Source organism: Novosphingobium sp. (assembly GCF_040079535.1).
Classification (GTDB): Bacteria; Pseudomonadota; Alphaproteobacteria; order Sphingomonadales; family Sphingomonadaceae; genus Novosphingobium.
Genome location: NZ_JBEBKB010000051.1, coordinates 1 through 13,925 on the forward strand (window position 1 = coordinate 1; position 13,925 = coordinate 13,925).

At 60.6% G+C, this 13,925-nt stretch carries 18 protein-coding genes; 12 read left to right on the plus strand and 6 right to left on the minus strand.

Features of this window, described 5'->3' with window-relative positions; translation table 11 throughout:
- On the minus strand, positions 1–244 hold a 244-nt coding region (locus ABL914_RS12560), incomplete at its 3' end, for a hypothetical protein (RefSeq protein WP_391563526.1).
- Between the two features lie 63 nt (positions 245–307).
- On the opposite strand from ABL914_RS12560, the gene radC reads away from it, so the two are divergent.
- A complete protein-coding gene (radC, locus tag ABL914_RS12565; protein WP_391563527.1) occupies positions 308–1,000 on the plus strand; it encodes a DNA repair protein RadC in 693 nt (230 codons plus the stop codon).
- Between the two features lie 9 nt (positions 1,001–1,009).
- Here the strand turns inward: radC and ABL914_RS12570 are convergent, their stop codons facing one another.
- On the minus strand, positions 1,010–1,264 hold the full coding sequence (locus ABL914_RS12570; protein ID WP_391563528.1) for a hypothetical protein: 255 nt from the start codon (positions 1,262–1,264) through the stop codon (positions 1,010–1,012).
- 5 nt (positions 1,265–1,269) lie between these two features.
- On the minus strand, positions 1,270–2,046 hold the full coding sequence (locus ABL914_RS12575; RefSeq protein WP_391563529.1) for a hypothetical protein: 777 nt from the start codon (positions 2,044–2,046) through the stop codon (positions 1,270–1,272).
- Positions 2,047–2,101: 55 nt separating this feature from the next.
- Between ABL914_RS12575 and ABL914_RS12580 the strand changes: the two genes are divergently transcribed.
- Entirely contained in the window at positions 2,102–2,815 is a 714-nt protein-coding gene (locus ABL914_RS12580) for an NRDE family protein (RefSeq protein ID WP_391563530.1), read from the plus strand.
- On the opposite strand, the gene ABL914_RS12585 is transcribed toward ABL914_RS12580, so the two are convergent.
- Positions 2,803–4,155 carry a glycoside hydrolase family 125 protein gene (locus ABL914_RS12585; RefSeq protein WP_391563531.1) on the minus strand — a complete coding sequence of 451 codons (1,353 nt, stop codon included), beginning with the start codon at positions 4,153–4,155 and terminating at the stop codon, positions 2,803–2,805. The genes ABL914_RS12580 and ABL914_RS12585 overlap by 13 nt on opposite strands.
- A gap of 183 nt (positions 4,156–4,338) precedes the next feature.
- Here ABL914_RS12585 and ABL914_RS12590 point away from each other — a divergent pair, with 183 nt between their 5' ends.
- The 8 genes from ABL914_RS12590 to ABL914_RS12625 all read left to right on the plus strand — a co-directional run bounded on the left by ABL914_RS12590 (position 4,339) and on the right by ABL914_RS12625 (position 10,665).
- Positions 4,339–5,025 carry a VOC family protein gene (locus ABL914_RS12590; protein WP_391563532.1) on the plus strand — a complete coding sequence of 229 codons (687 nt, stop codon included), beginning with the start codon at positions 4,339–4,341 and terminating at the stop codon, positions 5,023–5,025.
- A 49-nt stretch (positions 5,026–5,074) separates the two neighbouring features.
- Positions 5,075–5,623, plus strand: coding sequence for a hypothetical protein (locus ABL914_RS12595; protein ID WP_391563533.1), 549 nt, complete (start codon positions 5,075–5,077; stop codon positions 5,621–5,623).
- Between the two features lie 103 nt (positions 5,624–5,726).
- Entirely contained in the window at positions 5,727–7,040 is a 1,314-nt protein-coding gene (gene purB, locus ABL914_RS12600) for an adenylosuccinate lyase (protein ID WP_391563534.1), read from the plus strand.
- Between the two features lie 95 nt (positions 7,041–7,135).
- Positions 7,136–8,128 carry an alpha/beta fold hydrolase gene (locus ABL914_RS12605; RefSeq protein WP_391563535.1) on the plus strand — a complete coding sequence of 331 codons (993 nt, stop codon included), beginning with the start codon at positions 7,136–7,138 and terminating at the stop codon, positions 8,126–8,128.
- Positions 8,129–8,147: 19 nt separating this feature from the next.
- Positions 8,148–8,486, plus strand: coding sequence for a LapA family protein (locus ABL914_RS12610; RefSeq protein ID WP_391563536.1), 339 nt, complete (start codon positions 8,148–8,150; stop codon positions 8,484–8,486).
- Positions 8,483–9,187 carry an orotidine-5'-phosphate decarboxylase gene (gene pyrF / locus ABL914_RS12615; protein ID WP_391563537.1) on the plus strand — a complete coding sequence of 235 codons (705 nt, stop codon included), beginning with the start codon at positions 8,483–8,485 and terminating at the stop codon, positions 9,185–9,187. Before ABL914_RS12610 ends, pyrF begins: the two co-directional genes overlap by 4 nt.
- Positions 9,188–9,248: 61 nt before the next feature.
- The gene (locus ABL914_RS12620; RefSeq protein WP_391563538.1) at positions 9,249–9,998 is read left to right on the plus strand and encodes an SIMPL domain-containing protein; all 750 of its coding nucleotides are present in this window, start codon (positions 9,249–9,251) and stop codon (positions 9,996–9,998) included.
- A gap of 25 nt (positions 9,999–10,023) precedes the next feature.
- Entirely contained in the window at positions 10,024–10,665 is a 642-nt protein-coding gene (locus tag ABL914_RS12625) for a phosphoribosylanthranilate isomerase (RefSeq protein WP_391563539.1), read from the plus strand.
- Positions 10,666–10,719: 54 nt separating this feature from the next.
- On the opposite strand, the gene ABL914_RS12630 is transcribed toward ABL914_RS12625, so the two are convergent.
- Entirely contained in the window at positions 10,720–11,193 is a 474-nt protein-coding gene (locus tag ABL914_RS12630; protein WP_391563540.1) for an outer membrane beta-barrel protein, read from the minus strand.
- A 275-nt stretch (positions 11,194–11,468) separates the two neighbouring features.
- On the minus strand, positions 11,469–11,927 hold the full coding sequence (locus tag ABL914_RS12635; protein WP_391563541.1) for a hypothetical protein: 459 nt from the start codon (positions 11,925–11,927) through the stop codon (positions 11,469–11,471).
- A gap of 232 nt (positions 11,928–12,159) precedes the next feature.
- Here ABL914_RS12635 and trpB point away from each other — a divergent pair, with 232 nt between their 5' ends.
- Positions 12,160–13,377 carry a tryptophan synthase subunit beta gene (trpB, locus tag ABL914_RS12640; RefSeq protein WP_391563542.1) on the plus strand — a complete coding sequence of 406 codons (1,218 nt, stop codon included), beginning with the start codon at positions 12,160–12,162 and terminating at the stop codon, positions 13,375–13,377.
- A 124-nt stretch (positions 13,378–13,501) separates the two neighbouring features.
- The gene (locus ABL914_RS12645) at positions 13,502–13,903 is read left to right on the plus strand and encodes an endonuclease domain-containing protein (protein WP_391563543.1); all 402 of its coding nucleotides are present in this window, start codon (positions 13,502–13,504) and stop codon (positions 13,901–13,903) included.
- Positions 13,904–13,925 lie beyond the last annotated feature (22 nt).

Below are 13,925 nucleotides of genomic sequence, written 5' to 3' on the forward strand. Positions count from 1 at the left end.
CCAAATTGGTCAGAATTTGCCGGTTGGTGCTGACTTTTTCAACCGTGTAAGTGCCGGGCAGACCCAGGTCTTCCAGCTGCCCGGCGACGAAGCGATCGGCGATCGAAGTGCGGTTGCACCAGCCCAGTAACAGGACCAACCCGAGCACCGCAGCCAAGGCCGCAAGCACCCGCCAACGCTTGCGCCGCGGCGGCGCAGGCGCTTCGGGAGCATCATCAATCGTTTGAAGCGCGTCCTCGGACATTGCCCCACCCTTGCGCGCAAGACGCTAGAAAGGCAAGATTGCGCGGCAAGGAGACAACAGCGCATGGCCGATACGGAGGGCGAACCGCACCATGGCACCGGCCACCGCGCCCGTTTGCGCACGCGGCTGCTGTCGGGCGGCAGCGATGCGCTGGGCGATCACGAGGTGATCGAATATCTGCTGATGACTGCGATTCCCCGAAAAGACGTAAAACCGTTGGCCAAAACCCTGTTGGCCCGGTTTGGCGGACTGGCCGGGGTGTTCAATGCCGAAAGCGCGGCCTTGGCCAAGCACCCCGGGATGGGAGAAACCAGCGCCGCTGCGTTCAAGATCGTCGCCCTGGCCGCGCGGCGACTGGCCCGCGCCGGGGTGCAAGAAAAGCCGATCTTGGCCAGCTGGCAGGCGCTGCTGGATTACCTGACGATCGATATGGCGCATCTGGGCCACGAGCGTGTCCGGGTGCTGTACCTCGATACCAAGAACCGGCTGGTGCAGGATGATCTGGTTAGCGAAGGGACGCTGGATGAGGCCGCGATCCACCCCCGCACGGTGGTCAAGAAAGCGCTCGATCTGGGGGCAGCGGCGCTGATCCTGGTCCACAACCATCCATCCGGCTCACCCGAACCGAGCCGCGCCGATATACAGATTACTGGCCGAATCGCCGAAGCCGGGCGGCTGCTGGGGATTATCGTCCTGGATCACGTGATTATCGGCAAGGAAGGCCACGTCAGCTTGAAAGCGCGCGGGCTGATTTAGGCTAAGAGCCTACCTTTTGCTTTTCACGGGCAGTGCGGTCTGCACTTGCGGTTTGGTGCCTGCCGCATCGGACTTGTCTTTTTCGTTGAGCATCGAACAACTGCTGCTCCCGCCGAAAATGTCCCAACCGGTCCCCACTACAACCGCTGCGACGGTGCATTTGGATTTCAGATTGCTGGAACCGCCCTTGGATTGCCCGGCTTGTGCCGCCGGGGCATAGGCCAGTGCTGCGACAAGCGCTGCTGCGAACATAGGTTTCGTCATCAGAGTCATTCCCCCGACTCTCCAGATATCGCGCGTCCGAGATCGATATTGCAGCCAAGTGAGCTTTCAGGCAACTTCATTTCCATCACGGTCAAAACACTAAGCTGCGCCAGGGTAAGAACGCCCAGAAACGCAAGATTGATTGGCCAGCGTCGGCGCCTGCCCACAGTCGTCCCAAGGATCTGCTTCAATTCGCGCGGCATGTAGATGTAGAGGATCAACAACTCCATACCGAAAGCGCAGGCCATTGAAGTTGCAGCAGAATGTTCCCTGGCGCAATCAATGGTCGAAAACAGCACCGTCGCACCCAGCGCGATATAGGCCATGTAGATCCCGATCACATGCGCAACCGAGAACACCTTGACCACTGAGATCACCGTGCGAACGATCGGCACCTCGCGTCCGAACAGGCGAATGATCAGGAACAGCAGGATGCCGTATGATACCCACATCAGCATGCTGTCGATCATCAGACCGAATATGTCTTTGGTATTGTTGGGTTCCTGCAGGATATACCGGCTCCACATATAGGCGCCGATAGCGGTCGAGAAGATCGCGAAGATTACGCTTTTGTTATAGTTCTCATGATCGTCGTAAACCTCTTCGGTCACCGCAGGGCGGAAGAAGGTGACCAGATATACGATGAATTCGCGCAGGTATTTTTCAAGCGCGGCGATAAAGCCTTCGACGTCCATCTTTTCCCCCAATGGCCAGATTGCCCGGCATTCTACCAGCCAGATCGCTTGATGTCCGTGGCAGCAGACCCCACTCTGCCCCGTCAACCGATTCGCAGGCTGAGATGTATCACATCCTGATCCAAGCACACCGAATAGCGCCATGTGCGTAGCAGCCATCGCCTGGGCCACAGATCCGCGCTGGCGGCTGGTGGCGATCGGCAACCGTGATGAATTTCATGGCCGCCCCGCCGCGCCGCTTGGCCCATGGGCCGATGGCCGGATCCTGGCCGGGCGCGATCTTGAAGCCGGGGGAACCTGGCTGGGGGTGGGCAATGGCCGCTTTGGCCTGGTCACCAATTTGCGCACTCCGGGCTATCCCAAACCGGATCTGGCATCGCGCGGCGCGCTGGTAACCGATTGGCTGCGCGGCAATGAACCGGCGCCGCAGCCTGAAATGAACCCGTTCAATCTGTGGCTGGCCGATGGTGCGGTGCTCAAAGTAGTGACCAATCACCCGCACTGGGAAATGCTGAAACTTGATCCGGGCATCCACGGCCTTTCAAACAGCGCGCACCATGATCGCTGGTTCAAGACCAGGCGGCTGGAAGCTGCGCTGCGGCGTTGGCTGGAATCCGGCGCAGGAACCGACCTGCTGTTTGCCGCGCTGCGCGATCAAACCCCCGAAACAGCCGATCCCGAAGACACCTTTTCATCGGTGTTCATTCAAAACCCGCGCTATGGCACGCGTTGTTCCAGCGTGGTCACTGTAAATGCGGCAGGGCAAGGGCGGATTGCGGAGCGCAGCTTTGATGCGGCGGGGGTGCAGACCAGTGAGGTTGCGCTGGAATTCAGCTGGACCAATCAGGCCGCATAGTCCGCCGCCAGCAAGTGCGGCCGCTCGCGCGCAACTTTGATCACCAATTCACCAAACAGTCCATTTACCCAGGCAAACCACTTGCGGGTAAAGCGCGCCGGATCATCCTTATCAAAGGCTTCGTGCATGAACCCGGTTCCGGCGTGGGTTGCGCGCAGCGTTTTGAGGCTCCAGGCGATCACCGCATCATCATCGCTGGAAAGCGCGCGCACGATGATCGACATCGGCCAGATCTGCCCTTCGCCGATATGCGGGCCGCCAATTCCCTGGGCAGCGCGGCCTTCGAAAAACCAGGGGTTGGCCTCGCTCCAGACCGCCTCTGCCGTGGCCCGCCACAGCGGGTTATCGGATGGCAGACAGCGCAAATAAGCCAGGCCAAGCAGCGATGGGACATTGGCATCGTCCATGAACAGATGATTGCCATAGCCATCGGTTTCATAGGCCAAAACCTGTCGCCCATCGGGCAATTGCATCACCCCGTGGGCCAGCACTGCAGCCTCTACCTGCGCGGCCAGCGCGCTTGCTTCATCCGCCAACGCTGCATCATTCAACACCGCTTGCGCGATCTGCGCCAGTTCGCGCAGCGTCGCCACGGCAAACAGGTTGCCAGGGATATTGCAGGGAAAGGTGCAGGCATCATCGCTGGGCCGGAACGCGGAATGAATCAGTCCGGTTTTGCGGGTTGGCACCCCGATCCCGGCCAGGGTCGTTTCGGTGGGCTGGGTGCTGTGGCGCTGAAAGCGGTATGGGCCGGGGCCGGTGATGCGTTGCTGCTGCTTGAACGTCGCCACGATCAGCCGGGCAGCGCTGGCCCAGGCGGCATCAAATGGCTGCGTATCGCCGCTGGCTTGCCAGTAATCGTGGGCCAGGCGCAGCACATAGCACAGCGAATCCACCTCCCACTTGCGCTCGGCCACACCGGGCTTCATCTCGGTCTTGTCGCTGCGTGACCAGTGCAGCCCATCGCGCGAAGCCGGATCGCGGGTAAAGGCATTGGCGTAGGGATCAAGCAGCACACAGGCTGCATGGCGGCGGATCAGACCGCGATAGAGCGCGCGCAGATCGGCGTCCCCGCGCACCAGATGCAGATAGGGCCGCATTTGGGCCGAACTGTCGCGCAGCCACAGTGCATCGATATCGCCGGTGATCACGAACGCATCGGGCTTGCCGTCCTGCTCGCCCATGAACACCGTGGTATCTAGCGTGCTGGGAAAGCAATTGCCGAACATCCAGGCAAGCTCGCGGTCTTTGATCAGCGCGCTAACCCGGGTAATCTCTGCCTCAACCGCCTTGGAAACAAAGCGGCGCTTGGCTGGTGGCGGGCGGTTGGACTGGAACATCAACGACTCCTGGGCGCGCAGCCTTGAAGGAGCCAGCATAGCGGCGGCCCCGGCGGCAAGAAACGAACGGCGGTGAAGGACAAGCGACTGCACTGGAACTGTGGTGGCGGGGAATTGAGCCGTTGTCGAGAGGTTGGTTTGGGCCTGACCCCATGCTAGCCTGCCCCGCAAAAGGAGTGCGCAATGACCGTCCAGCAGCCTGATGGCATCCACCACATCGCGATCATGTCTGCCGACATGAAGCAGCAGCTAACATTTTTCACGCAGGTGATGGGGTTTCCGCTGGTCGGCCTGTTCGATATGCACGGGGTGCCCGGCGGCAAGCATGCCTTCCTGAAAATGGCGGATAACAGCTTTTTCTCCGTAGTCGAAATGGCTGGTATTGCTGAAATCCCCAGCACCATCGGGATCACCCACGCTGGCACCGGCGCTGGCAAATGCGCCGCCGGGGTAACCCAGCATATCGCCTTTCGTGTGCCAGACGAAGCGGGCTTGATCGCAATGCAAAACCGCATCCGCAGCCATGGTGTGCCGGCCATCGGCCCGATCGGGCATGGTTTCTGCAAATCGATCTACTTCGCCGGTCCCGAAGGGCTGACGCTGGAGGTAAGCTATGCGGTAAGCGCGGTTGATCCGGCCCGCTGGGTCGATCCGTCAATGCTGGCCGAATGCGGTATTTCGGGCGATGAAGCCCAGGCCATGCTGAACCCTGCGCCGTGCCTGGCCGATGCCCAGGTGGCCCAGCCGGCGTTTGATGAAACCAAGCCGCAATTGGCCTATCCGGTTGAAACGCTTAAAGCGATCCTGGCCGCACCCGATGCCGCGATCACTATGCAAGGCAGCTACAACGATCCGCCGGTGGCAGTTTAAGGCGCGCAGAACATTGCCATTCAAGATCACGAAAATCCCGCACAAATCGATGAAATTGCTCCCGCATCTAAAGCCCTTTTTGCTGATCGGGCTGGCAACGCTGCTGGCATCCTGTGCGCGCCAGAAAATTGGCGATCCGCCCATGATAACCCAGGCCGACGTCACCACCGTTCTGGCCACGGCCGCCCAGGCAGCGCAATCAAAGCTGGGGCCGGACTATTGCATCGATCCCGATCTGGCGCTGCGCAGCTCGGTCACCTGGTCGGGCTCTTCCGATCCCGAAGGCTGGATTTACCTGCCTCCGCCCGATAGCAGCCGCTATCGCCGGGTTGCCCGCCCATCAACCAACCACCTGCCGGCATCCGCGCTCGAAGCCTTTGGCAAACAGCGCGTCAGCAAAGTTTGCCGCCACACCCTGGTGTTCGAACGCCCGGAATTCATGGAGACGGTAAACCAGGATGCGCACAAGATCGAAGCAATCATCACCTTCAACGATCTTTGCCCGATGTGCGGCGGCGGCTATACCGTTCGGCTGCGCAAATCCCCGCAAGGCTGGCTGATCGATGATCAGGGCGTGACGGAATCCTGGCTGGGTTAGGCAATTGATCGCCCGAAATACCAGCGGTGCCCTTGCCTTACAGCGCCGTGCCGCTTAGCGCCGCCAGCACATCCCCCAGCATTCGCCCCAAGGAGTTTCACACATGGTCCCCCGTTACGCCCGCCCCGCCATGACCGCGATCTGGGAACCGGAGGCGCGCTATCGGATCTGGTTTGAGATAGAGGCGCACGCAACCCAGAAGCTGGGCGATCTGGGCGTGGTTCCACCCAGCGGGGCCAAGGCGCTGTGGGATTGGTGGGCGACCAATCCGGCAATCGATGTTGCCGCGATTGACGCAATCGAGGCAGTGACCAAGCACGATGTGATCGCGTTCCTCGATTGGGTCGCCCAGCAGGTTGGCCCAGAGGCGCGGTTCATGCACCAGGGGATGACCAGCTCTGATGTGCTGGATACCACGCTTTCGGTCCAGCTGGCGCAGGCGTCCGATCTGCTGCTGGCCGATCTGGATGCACTGCTGGCCGCGATCAAACGCCGCGCGCTGGAACACAAATACACCCCCACTATCGGCCGCAGCCACGGGATCCATGCCGAGCCGACCACATTCGGCAAAAAACTGGCCGAAGCCTATGCAGAGTTCACCCGCTGCAAGGCCCGCCTGATCGCCGCCCGCGCCGAAGTGGCAACCTGCGCGATCAGCGGTGCAGTTGGCACATTCGCCAATATTGATCCGCAAGTTGAGGAATACGTTGCCGCAAAGCTGGGCCTGGCGGTTGAGCCCGTTTCAACCCAGGTTATCCCGCGCGATCGCCACGCAATGTTTTTTGCCACGCTGGGTGTGATCGCCAGCAGCATCGAACGCCTGGCAATCGAAGTGCGCCATTTGCAGCGCACCGAAGTGCTGGAGGCAGAGGAATATTTCGCGCCCGGCCAAAAGGGTTCCAGCGCAATGCCGCACAAACGCAACCCGATCTTGACAGAGAACCTGACCGGCCTTGCCCGGATGGTCCGATCGGCCGTTACGCCTGCGCTGGAAAACGTTGCGCTGTGGCACGAACGCGACATCTCGCACTCATCAGTTGAACGCTACATCGGCCCCGATGCCACAATCACGCTCGATTTCGCGCTGGGCCGGCTGACCGGGGTGATCGACAAACTGCTGGTCTACCCTGAGCGGATGAAGAAGAACCTCGATAAGATGGGCGGCCTGGTCCATTCGCAGCGGGTGCTTTTGGCGCTGACCCAGGCCGGACTGGAACGCGACGCCGCCTACCGCCTGGTTCAGCGCAACGCGATGAAAGTGTGGGAAAGCGACGGAGAATTGAGCCTGCTGGAGCTGCTCAAGGCCGATAGTGAAGTTAGCGCAGTGATGAGTGCGAATGAGCTCGAGGAAAAGTTCAACCTCGACTATCATTTCAAGGCGATCGACACGATTTTCGCGCGGGTGTTTGGGGAGTAGGCGATCCAGTATCCTCTCCATTTTTGGCGACTGCCACAAATGGGGAGGTGGATCGTGTAGGCCATCGGGGTCTATATCAGCATGGAGAAACGACCATGAAGCGCATATTGAAGTACACGCTTTCCTTGCTGCTGATGGCCGTGATCGCCCTGTTCGTCTGGGGTTATGCCCCGGATACCGATCCGGACGCGATGAAGACCAAATATGCCAGCGCCGCATCGCAATTCATCGATGTGGGCGGCGGGCTTACCATGCATGTCCGCGATGAGGGCAAGCGCGATGGGCCGGTGCTGGTTTTGCTGCACGGCTCCAATTCGTCACTCCACGCCTGGGAGCCATGGGTGGAACGGCTGAAGGCCAAATACCGGATCATCAGCCTCGATCAGATCGGCCACGGGCTGACTGGGCCCAACCCGGCGGATCAGTATGAGGCCGCTGCCTTTGTTGGAACCCTTGACGCATTGATGGTCAAAATGGGGGTCAGCAAGTTCGCGCTCGCCGGCAATTCCATGGGCGGGTACGTCGCTTGGGAATATGCCTTGGTCCATCCGGGCAAGCTGACCCATCTGGTTCTTGTCGATGCAGGCGGCCCGCCCGATGATCCGAACAAGAAGCTTCCGATTGGCTTCCAGATCGCGCGCACGCCCGGTTTGAGCAAGCTGGCGCTGGTGATCACGCCGCGTTCGTTGTTCGAAAAGTCGATCCATCAGACGGTGTCGAATCAGGCAATCGTCACCCCCGAAATGATCGACCGCTATTGGGAGCTCAACCGCTACCCCGGCAATCGTAGCGCCACGGGCCTGCGTTTTGCGGTCTACGCATCGCGAGCCATGAATGTTGGGCGTTTGGGTGAAATCAAGACGCCAACATTGATCCTGTGGGGCGCGGAGGATAAATTGATCCCGGTTTCGGGGGCGGACTGGTTTGCCGCGCGGATCGCTGGATCGGTCAAGATCATCTATCCCGGCATCGGCCACGTGCCGATGGAAGAAGCCGCAGACAGGTCTGCCGCAGATCTCGATGCTTTCTTGACTGGCCCCTTCCCAAGTCCGGCCAAGATGCCTAGCATCCCCACTACAAAACCTTGATCAAAAGGAAGGGTTCGCCATGCAAATGATCCGTACTTTGGCACTGCTGCTGATTGCGATCGCGCTGACTGCATTTGTTGCGATCAACTGGAGTCCGGTTGTGCGGGTCAATTTCTGGCCAGCCGGCGATGGTTACGCCGGATTTGATTGGCCAGTTGGGTTCGTTGCGCTGTTCTTTTTCCTGGCTGGAATGCTGCCGATGTGGCTGCTGCTTAAGGGCGCGGCCTGGCGGTTCAAGCGGCGGATCGGCAATCTGGAAAATTCGCTCAAGGCGAACAGCTTTGATCCGCCCGCCCCGATTGCCACCAGCAGCCAGCTTGATGCTGCAACCCAGGAAAGCCCGGCAAGCCCGCTATGACCAATCCCGTCTATCTCGCACTCGATTTCCCCCGGATTGAAACCGCCGATGCCGTGGCCCGAAAGGTCAAGGATCACATTGGCGGCATTAAGCTGGGGCTGGAATTCTTCTGCGCCCACGGCCACCACGGGGTACATGAGATTGCGAAGATCGGGCTGCCGCTGTTCCTCGATCTGAAGCTGCACGATATTCCCAATACCGTGGCCGGCGCGATGCAGGCGATCCACGTGCTGCAACCTGCGATTGTAACAGTCCATGCCGGCGGCGGGCGGGCGATGATGGAAGATGCCAAGGCTGCGGCTGGGGAGCATTGCCGGGTGGTTGGTGTTACGGTGCTGACCAGCCTGGATGATGGCGATATGGCTTCCACCGGGGTTGCCGGCACGTCTTACGATCAAGTGATGCGCTTGGCTGATCTGGCGCATTCATCGGGGCTCGATGGGATAGTGTGTTCGGGCCATGAAGTTGCGGCGGTCCATTCGCAGTGGAAAGACGGTTTCCTGGTGGTGCCCGGCCTGCGCCTGGCTGATGGCGCGCATGGCGATCAAAACCGCGGCGGAGCAGGAACGGGCGATCAGAAAAGGATCGTAACCCCGCGCATCGCGCGCGATGCCGGGGCCAGCGTGCTGGTGATCGGCCGGCCAATCGCCCGCGCCGAAGATCCGGTCGCAGCGGCCCGCGCGATAGAAGCGACGCTATAGGTTCAGCTTCGGGCAAGGCGGCCCGGTCCAAACTTGCTGCAAGAAAACATGGAGCCAATTGATGAAACTGCTCACGCTCGCCCTTGCCCCCCTCGCTCTCGCCCTTTCGCTTCCCGGAGCCGCCATGGCGCATGAAAATCACTCCACAATCGCTGCTGGATCAACCCTGCTAGTGCTGAATGCCGAAGGCCGCACCACCCGCACCCCCGATCTGGCGATTTTCAACGCCGGGGTAACCACCGAAGGCAAGACCGCCAGCGAAGCGATGAGCGCCAATGCCGCGGCGATGAACCGGGTGATTGCGGCGCTTAAGAAAGCCGGAATTGCGGACAAGGATATCCAGACCAGCAGCATCAACCTGAACCCGGTTTATGGCCAGCCGGTAATGGGGCCCAATGGGCAGATGATCCACGAACCGCGGATCATTGGCTATCAGGCCAACAATTCACTGACGATCCGCAGCCATGACATCAAGGGCTTTGGCAAAGTGCTGGATGCACTGGTGGCATCGGGGGCCAATCAGATTTCCGGGCCCAGCTTTCAGCTGTCCGATCCCAGCACCGCCAACGATGAAGCCCGCGTCAATGCGATGAAATCAGCCCGGGCCCGCGCCGATCTTTATGCCAAAGCCGCCGGCCTGCGGGTGGTGCGGATCATCTCGATCAGCGAAGGCGGCGGCTATGCCCCCCCTCAGCCGGTTTACGCCATGGCCAAGATGGAAATGGCCGCAGACGCTGCACCCACGCCGATCTCGGCCGGGCAGGTTGAAACCCAGATGTCGGTTACGGTGCAGTTCGAACTGGCACCCTGAGCCGTGCCGCGTTAGGGCGCAGGATATGCCTGCGCCCAAAATCAAGCTTTGCGGCCTGAACGATACTGCCGCGCTGGCAGCGGCGCTTGATGCGCGGGCAGACTTTGTTGGGTTCAATTTCTACCCCCCCTCACCCCGCTTCCTCTCGCTTGATCTGGCCGCAGGGCTGGGCGCGCAGGCAGCTGGACGCAGCCAGCGGATTGGCGTGTTTGTCGATGCTGATGATGCCGCGATCAGCGCTGCGATCGACGCGGCGCGGCTCGATGGGATCCAGCTTCACGGGCATGAACCGCCGGCCCGGGCAGCAGAATTGCGCAGCAGCTTCGGCCTGCCGGTATGGAAAGTGCTAAGCGTGGCCAGCGCGGCAGATATTGACCGCGCAGATGGCTACGCCGGGGCCGCAGATTTCATCCTGTTCGATGCCAAGACGCCCAAGGGCACACTGCCCGGCGGAATGGGGCTGGTGTTCGATTGGGCATTGCTGGGCCGGTACCGCGGTGCCTTGCCGTGGGGCCTGGCTGGCGGCCTTACACCCACAAACGTTGCTGGCGCCGTAATCCAAACCGGCGCGCCGCTGGTCGATGCGGCATCGGGAATTGAAAGCGCGCCGGGGATCAAGGATCCGGCGTTGATCGCCGCGTTCTGCGCCGCCGCGCGCGCCGCATAGCAAAAGGGCGGCCCGTTATCGGGGCCGCCCTTCGCATTTCGAGCTTCGCTGCGCTTAGAAGCGCACGCCTACACCGCCAACGACGGCATCAAGGCTGGAGCTGAAGTTGTTATCAAAAGCGTGGCGATATTCCACCTTGACATAAACCTTGCCCGAAACGGTTTGTTCAAGCCCGCCGCCAGCAGTCCACGTGCCGCCGCAGCCGGTGCAGTATTCGGTGGTGTAACCGCCGGTGCCGTAAACGCGGGTCCCCGCATTGGCGCCAACCTTGGCACCCAAACGGCCGGTCAGGCCAAAACCGACCTTGGTGCCGCTGACGCCGATCTTGTCGCCGGAAACTTCAAAGCCAGCGAACGCACTTTGGCCAAGGTCAAAATCATAACCAGCAGCGGCGCCCCAGACATCTTGCGAGCTTCCGCCAGACCAGGCTACGCCGCCACGCACTTCGGCGCGGGCTTCGCCGCCTTCGGCAAAGGCGGGTGATGCAACGGCCAGCGAGGCCAGAAGGGGAAGGATCAATTTTTTCATACTCAGTACTCCTGCTTGGGTTTGCGCGACCACAAGTCTTCGATGGCCCTTTTTATCATGGCCAATCCTAGCCACCCGATTAACGCATAGCCCATCCTGAAAAACGCATTTCGCCAGTGCCATATTGGCAACAATTGTTGTAAAAACCCGCCAAATTACCGCCCTTTGAAGCTACCTGTCCAAAAATTGAGCGATGGTGCCGGGCTGCTTGAGCGCATAAAAAAGGGGCGGCCCGTTTCCAGACCGCCCCCTTTAATGCTTGGTGAAAGGTCTGCTTAGAAGCGGAACCCAACCCCGGCGACCACTGCATCCGAATCCGGGACCAGGCCGCTTACGAAGTGGTGGCGATATTCCGCCTTCACATACAGCGGGCCGCCGATGCTCTGTTCCACACCGGCGCCAGCGTGGTAGCTATCCTCGCACAGATCGCACGGTTCGGTGGTGTAGCCGGCAGCAGCAAACACGCGGGTGCCAGTCATGGCCTTGACCCCAACCCGGCCGGTCAGGCCCCAGGCAACCTTGGTGCCGGTGTCGTTGATCTTGTCACCTGAAAGCTCGATGCCGTAAAACGTCATCGGACCCAGATCACCATCAAAGCCAACAGCGGCGCCATAGGTATCTTCGGTAACGCCGCCCGACCAGATCGCACCGCCACGCACTTCGGCGCGGGTATCGGCCAGGGCCGGGGTAGCAAATGCCAGCGAAGCGATAAGCGGCAGGATGAATTTACGCATTGGAAAACTCCTCAATCATTAAGCCCAGATACAGGGCGTGAGGACCAGATGGGGAAGCAATCCTTGCGGCGCAATGAACCGCCTGACAGTAAATTACAGGTTCAAGTGTTTCTGTTGCTGGTTTGCCACATAATATTCATCAAACAGCAAACTTTCTTACAGGCCGGTTAAGCACCCAATCCCTTGCAGACACTGGACTTCACGGGCGCGCTCTGCCAAGCGCAGCCTTGTCATGAGCACTGCAAACCAAAAAAATTCATTCCGCACCCAGCCCGATGAATTTGGGCATTTTGGCCAGTTTGGTGGGCGCTATGTCGCCGAAACGCTGATGCCGCTGATTCTTGATCTTGAGCGTGAATATACCGCGGCCAAGGCCGATCCAGCGTTTCAGGCAGAGTTTGACGATCTGCTGGAACACTATGTCGGCCGTCCCAGCCCGCTCTACTTCTCGCCGCGCCTGACTGAAGAGCTCGGCGGCGCGCAAGTCTGGTTCAAGCGCGACGAACTGAACCACACCGGCGCGCACAAGATCAACAATTGCATCGGCCAGATCCTGCTGGCGATCCGCATGGGCAAAACCCGGATCATTGCCGAGACCGGCGCAGGCCAGCACGGTGTTGCCACCGCCACGGTCTGCGCGCGGTTCGGCTTGCCCTGCACGGTGTTCATGGGCGCGACCGACGTGGCGCGCCAGGCCCCCAACGTGTTCCGGATGAAGCTGCTGGGCGCCGAAGTGCGGCCCGTCACCGCCGGTGCGGCCACGCTGAAGGATGCGATGAACGAGGCGCTGCGCGATTGGGTCGCCAATGTGCATGACACGTTCTACATCATCGGCACTGCGGCAGGCCCGCATCCTTACCCCGAACTGGTCCGCGATTTTCAAAGCGTGATCGGGCGTGAAGCGCGCGAACAGATGCTGAAGCGCACCGGCCGCCTGCCCGATCTGCTGGTTGCCGCAATCGGCGGGGGAAGTAACGCGATCGGCCTGTTCCACCCGTTCCTGGATGATGACAGCGTAAAGATGCTGGGCGTCGAAGCGGCTGGACACGGGCTGGACAAGGAGCACGCCGCCAGCCTTGCGGGCGGGCGCCCCGGCATCCTCCACGGCAACAAGACCTATCTGCTGCAAGACGATGACGGCCAGATCACCGAAGGCCACTCGATCAGCGCCGGGCTCGATTATCCCGGGATCGGCCCTGAGCACGCCTGGCTGCGCGATGTCGGTCGGGTCGATTATACTTCGGTCACCGACGCTGAGGCGCTGGACGGCTTTCAGCTGCTGTGCCGCACCGAAGGGATCATCCCCGCGCTTGAGCCAGCCCACGCGATTGCAGCGGTCAAGAAGATCGCGCCGACGATGGACAAGGACCAGATCATCCTCGCCAACCTGTGCGGGCGGGGGGACAAGGATATCTTCTCCGTGGCCGACCATTTAGGGGTGGAGCTTTGACCCACCACCAACCCAACTTCGCGATTGCTATCCGCGCAGTCCCCCTCTTCCAACCCTCTCCCCTGAAGGGGAGAGGGCTTTACTGCTCTCTCCCCTTCAGGGGAGAGATGCGAGACTTGGCAGCTTGCTGCCTAGTCGCAGCAGAGAGGGGCAGATGCGCGACCAACGACTGACCGCCTTCGCCAAGGCCAATCGTCAGAAAATGCCGGAACCGGCCATGCAGATGTGGCTGCAAATACGGGCAGAACGGTTCATGGGGATCAAGTTCAGGCGCGAAAAGGTAATCGGCGAATACATTGCAGATTTTGCCGCCAACGATCCGAAGCTGGTGGTAGAGATTGATGGCGACACGCACGATATCGACGACCCGCGCGATGCGCTGCGAACGCGTTATCTGGAATCGCAGGGCTACCGGGTTGTACGGTATTCGAATGTTGATGTGACGCATAATTTGGAAGGTGTTTTGATGAATCTGGCGGCGGTTATTGCCGAAATGCGGCCCCCTCTCCCCAACCCTCTCCCCTGAAGGGGAGAGGGAGCTAGTAGCC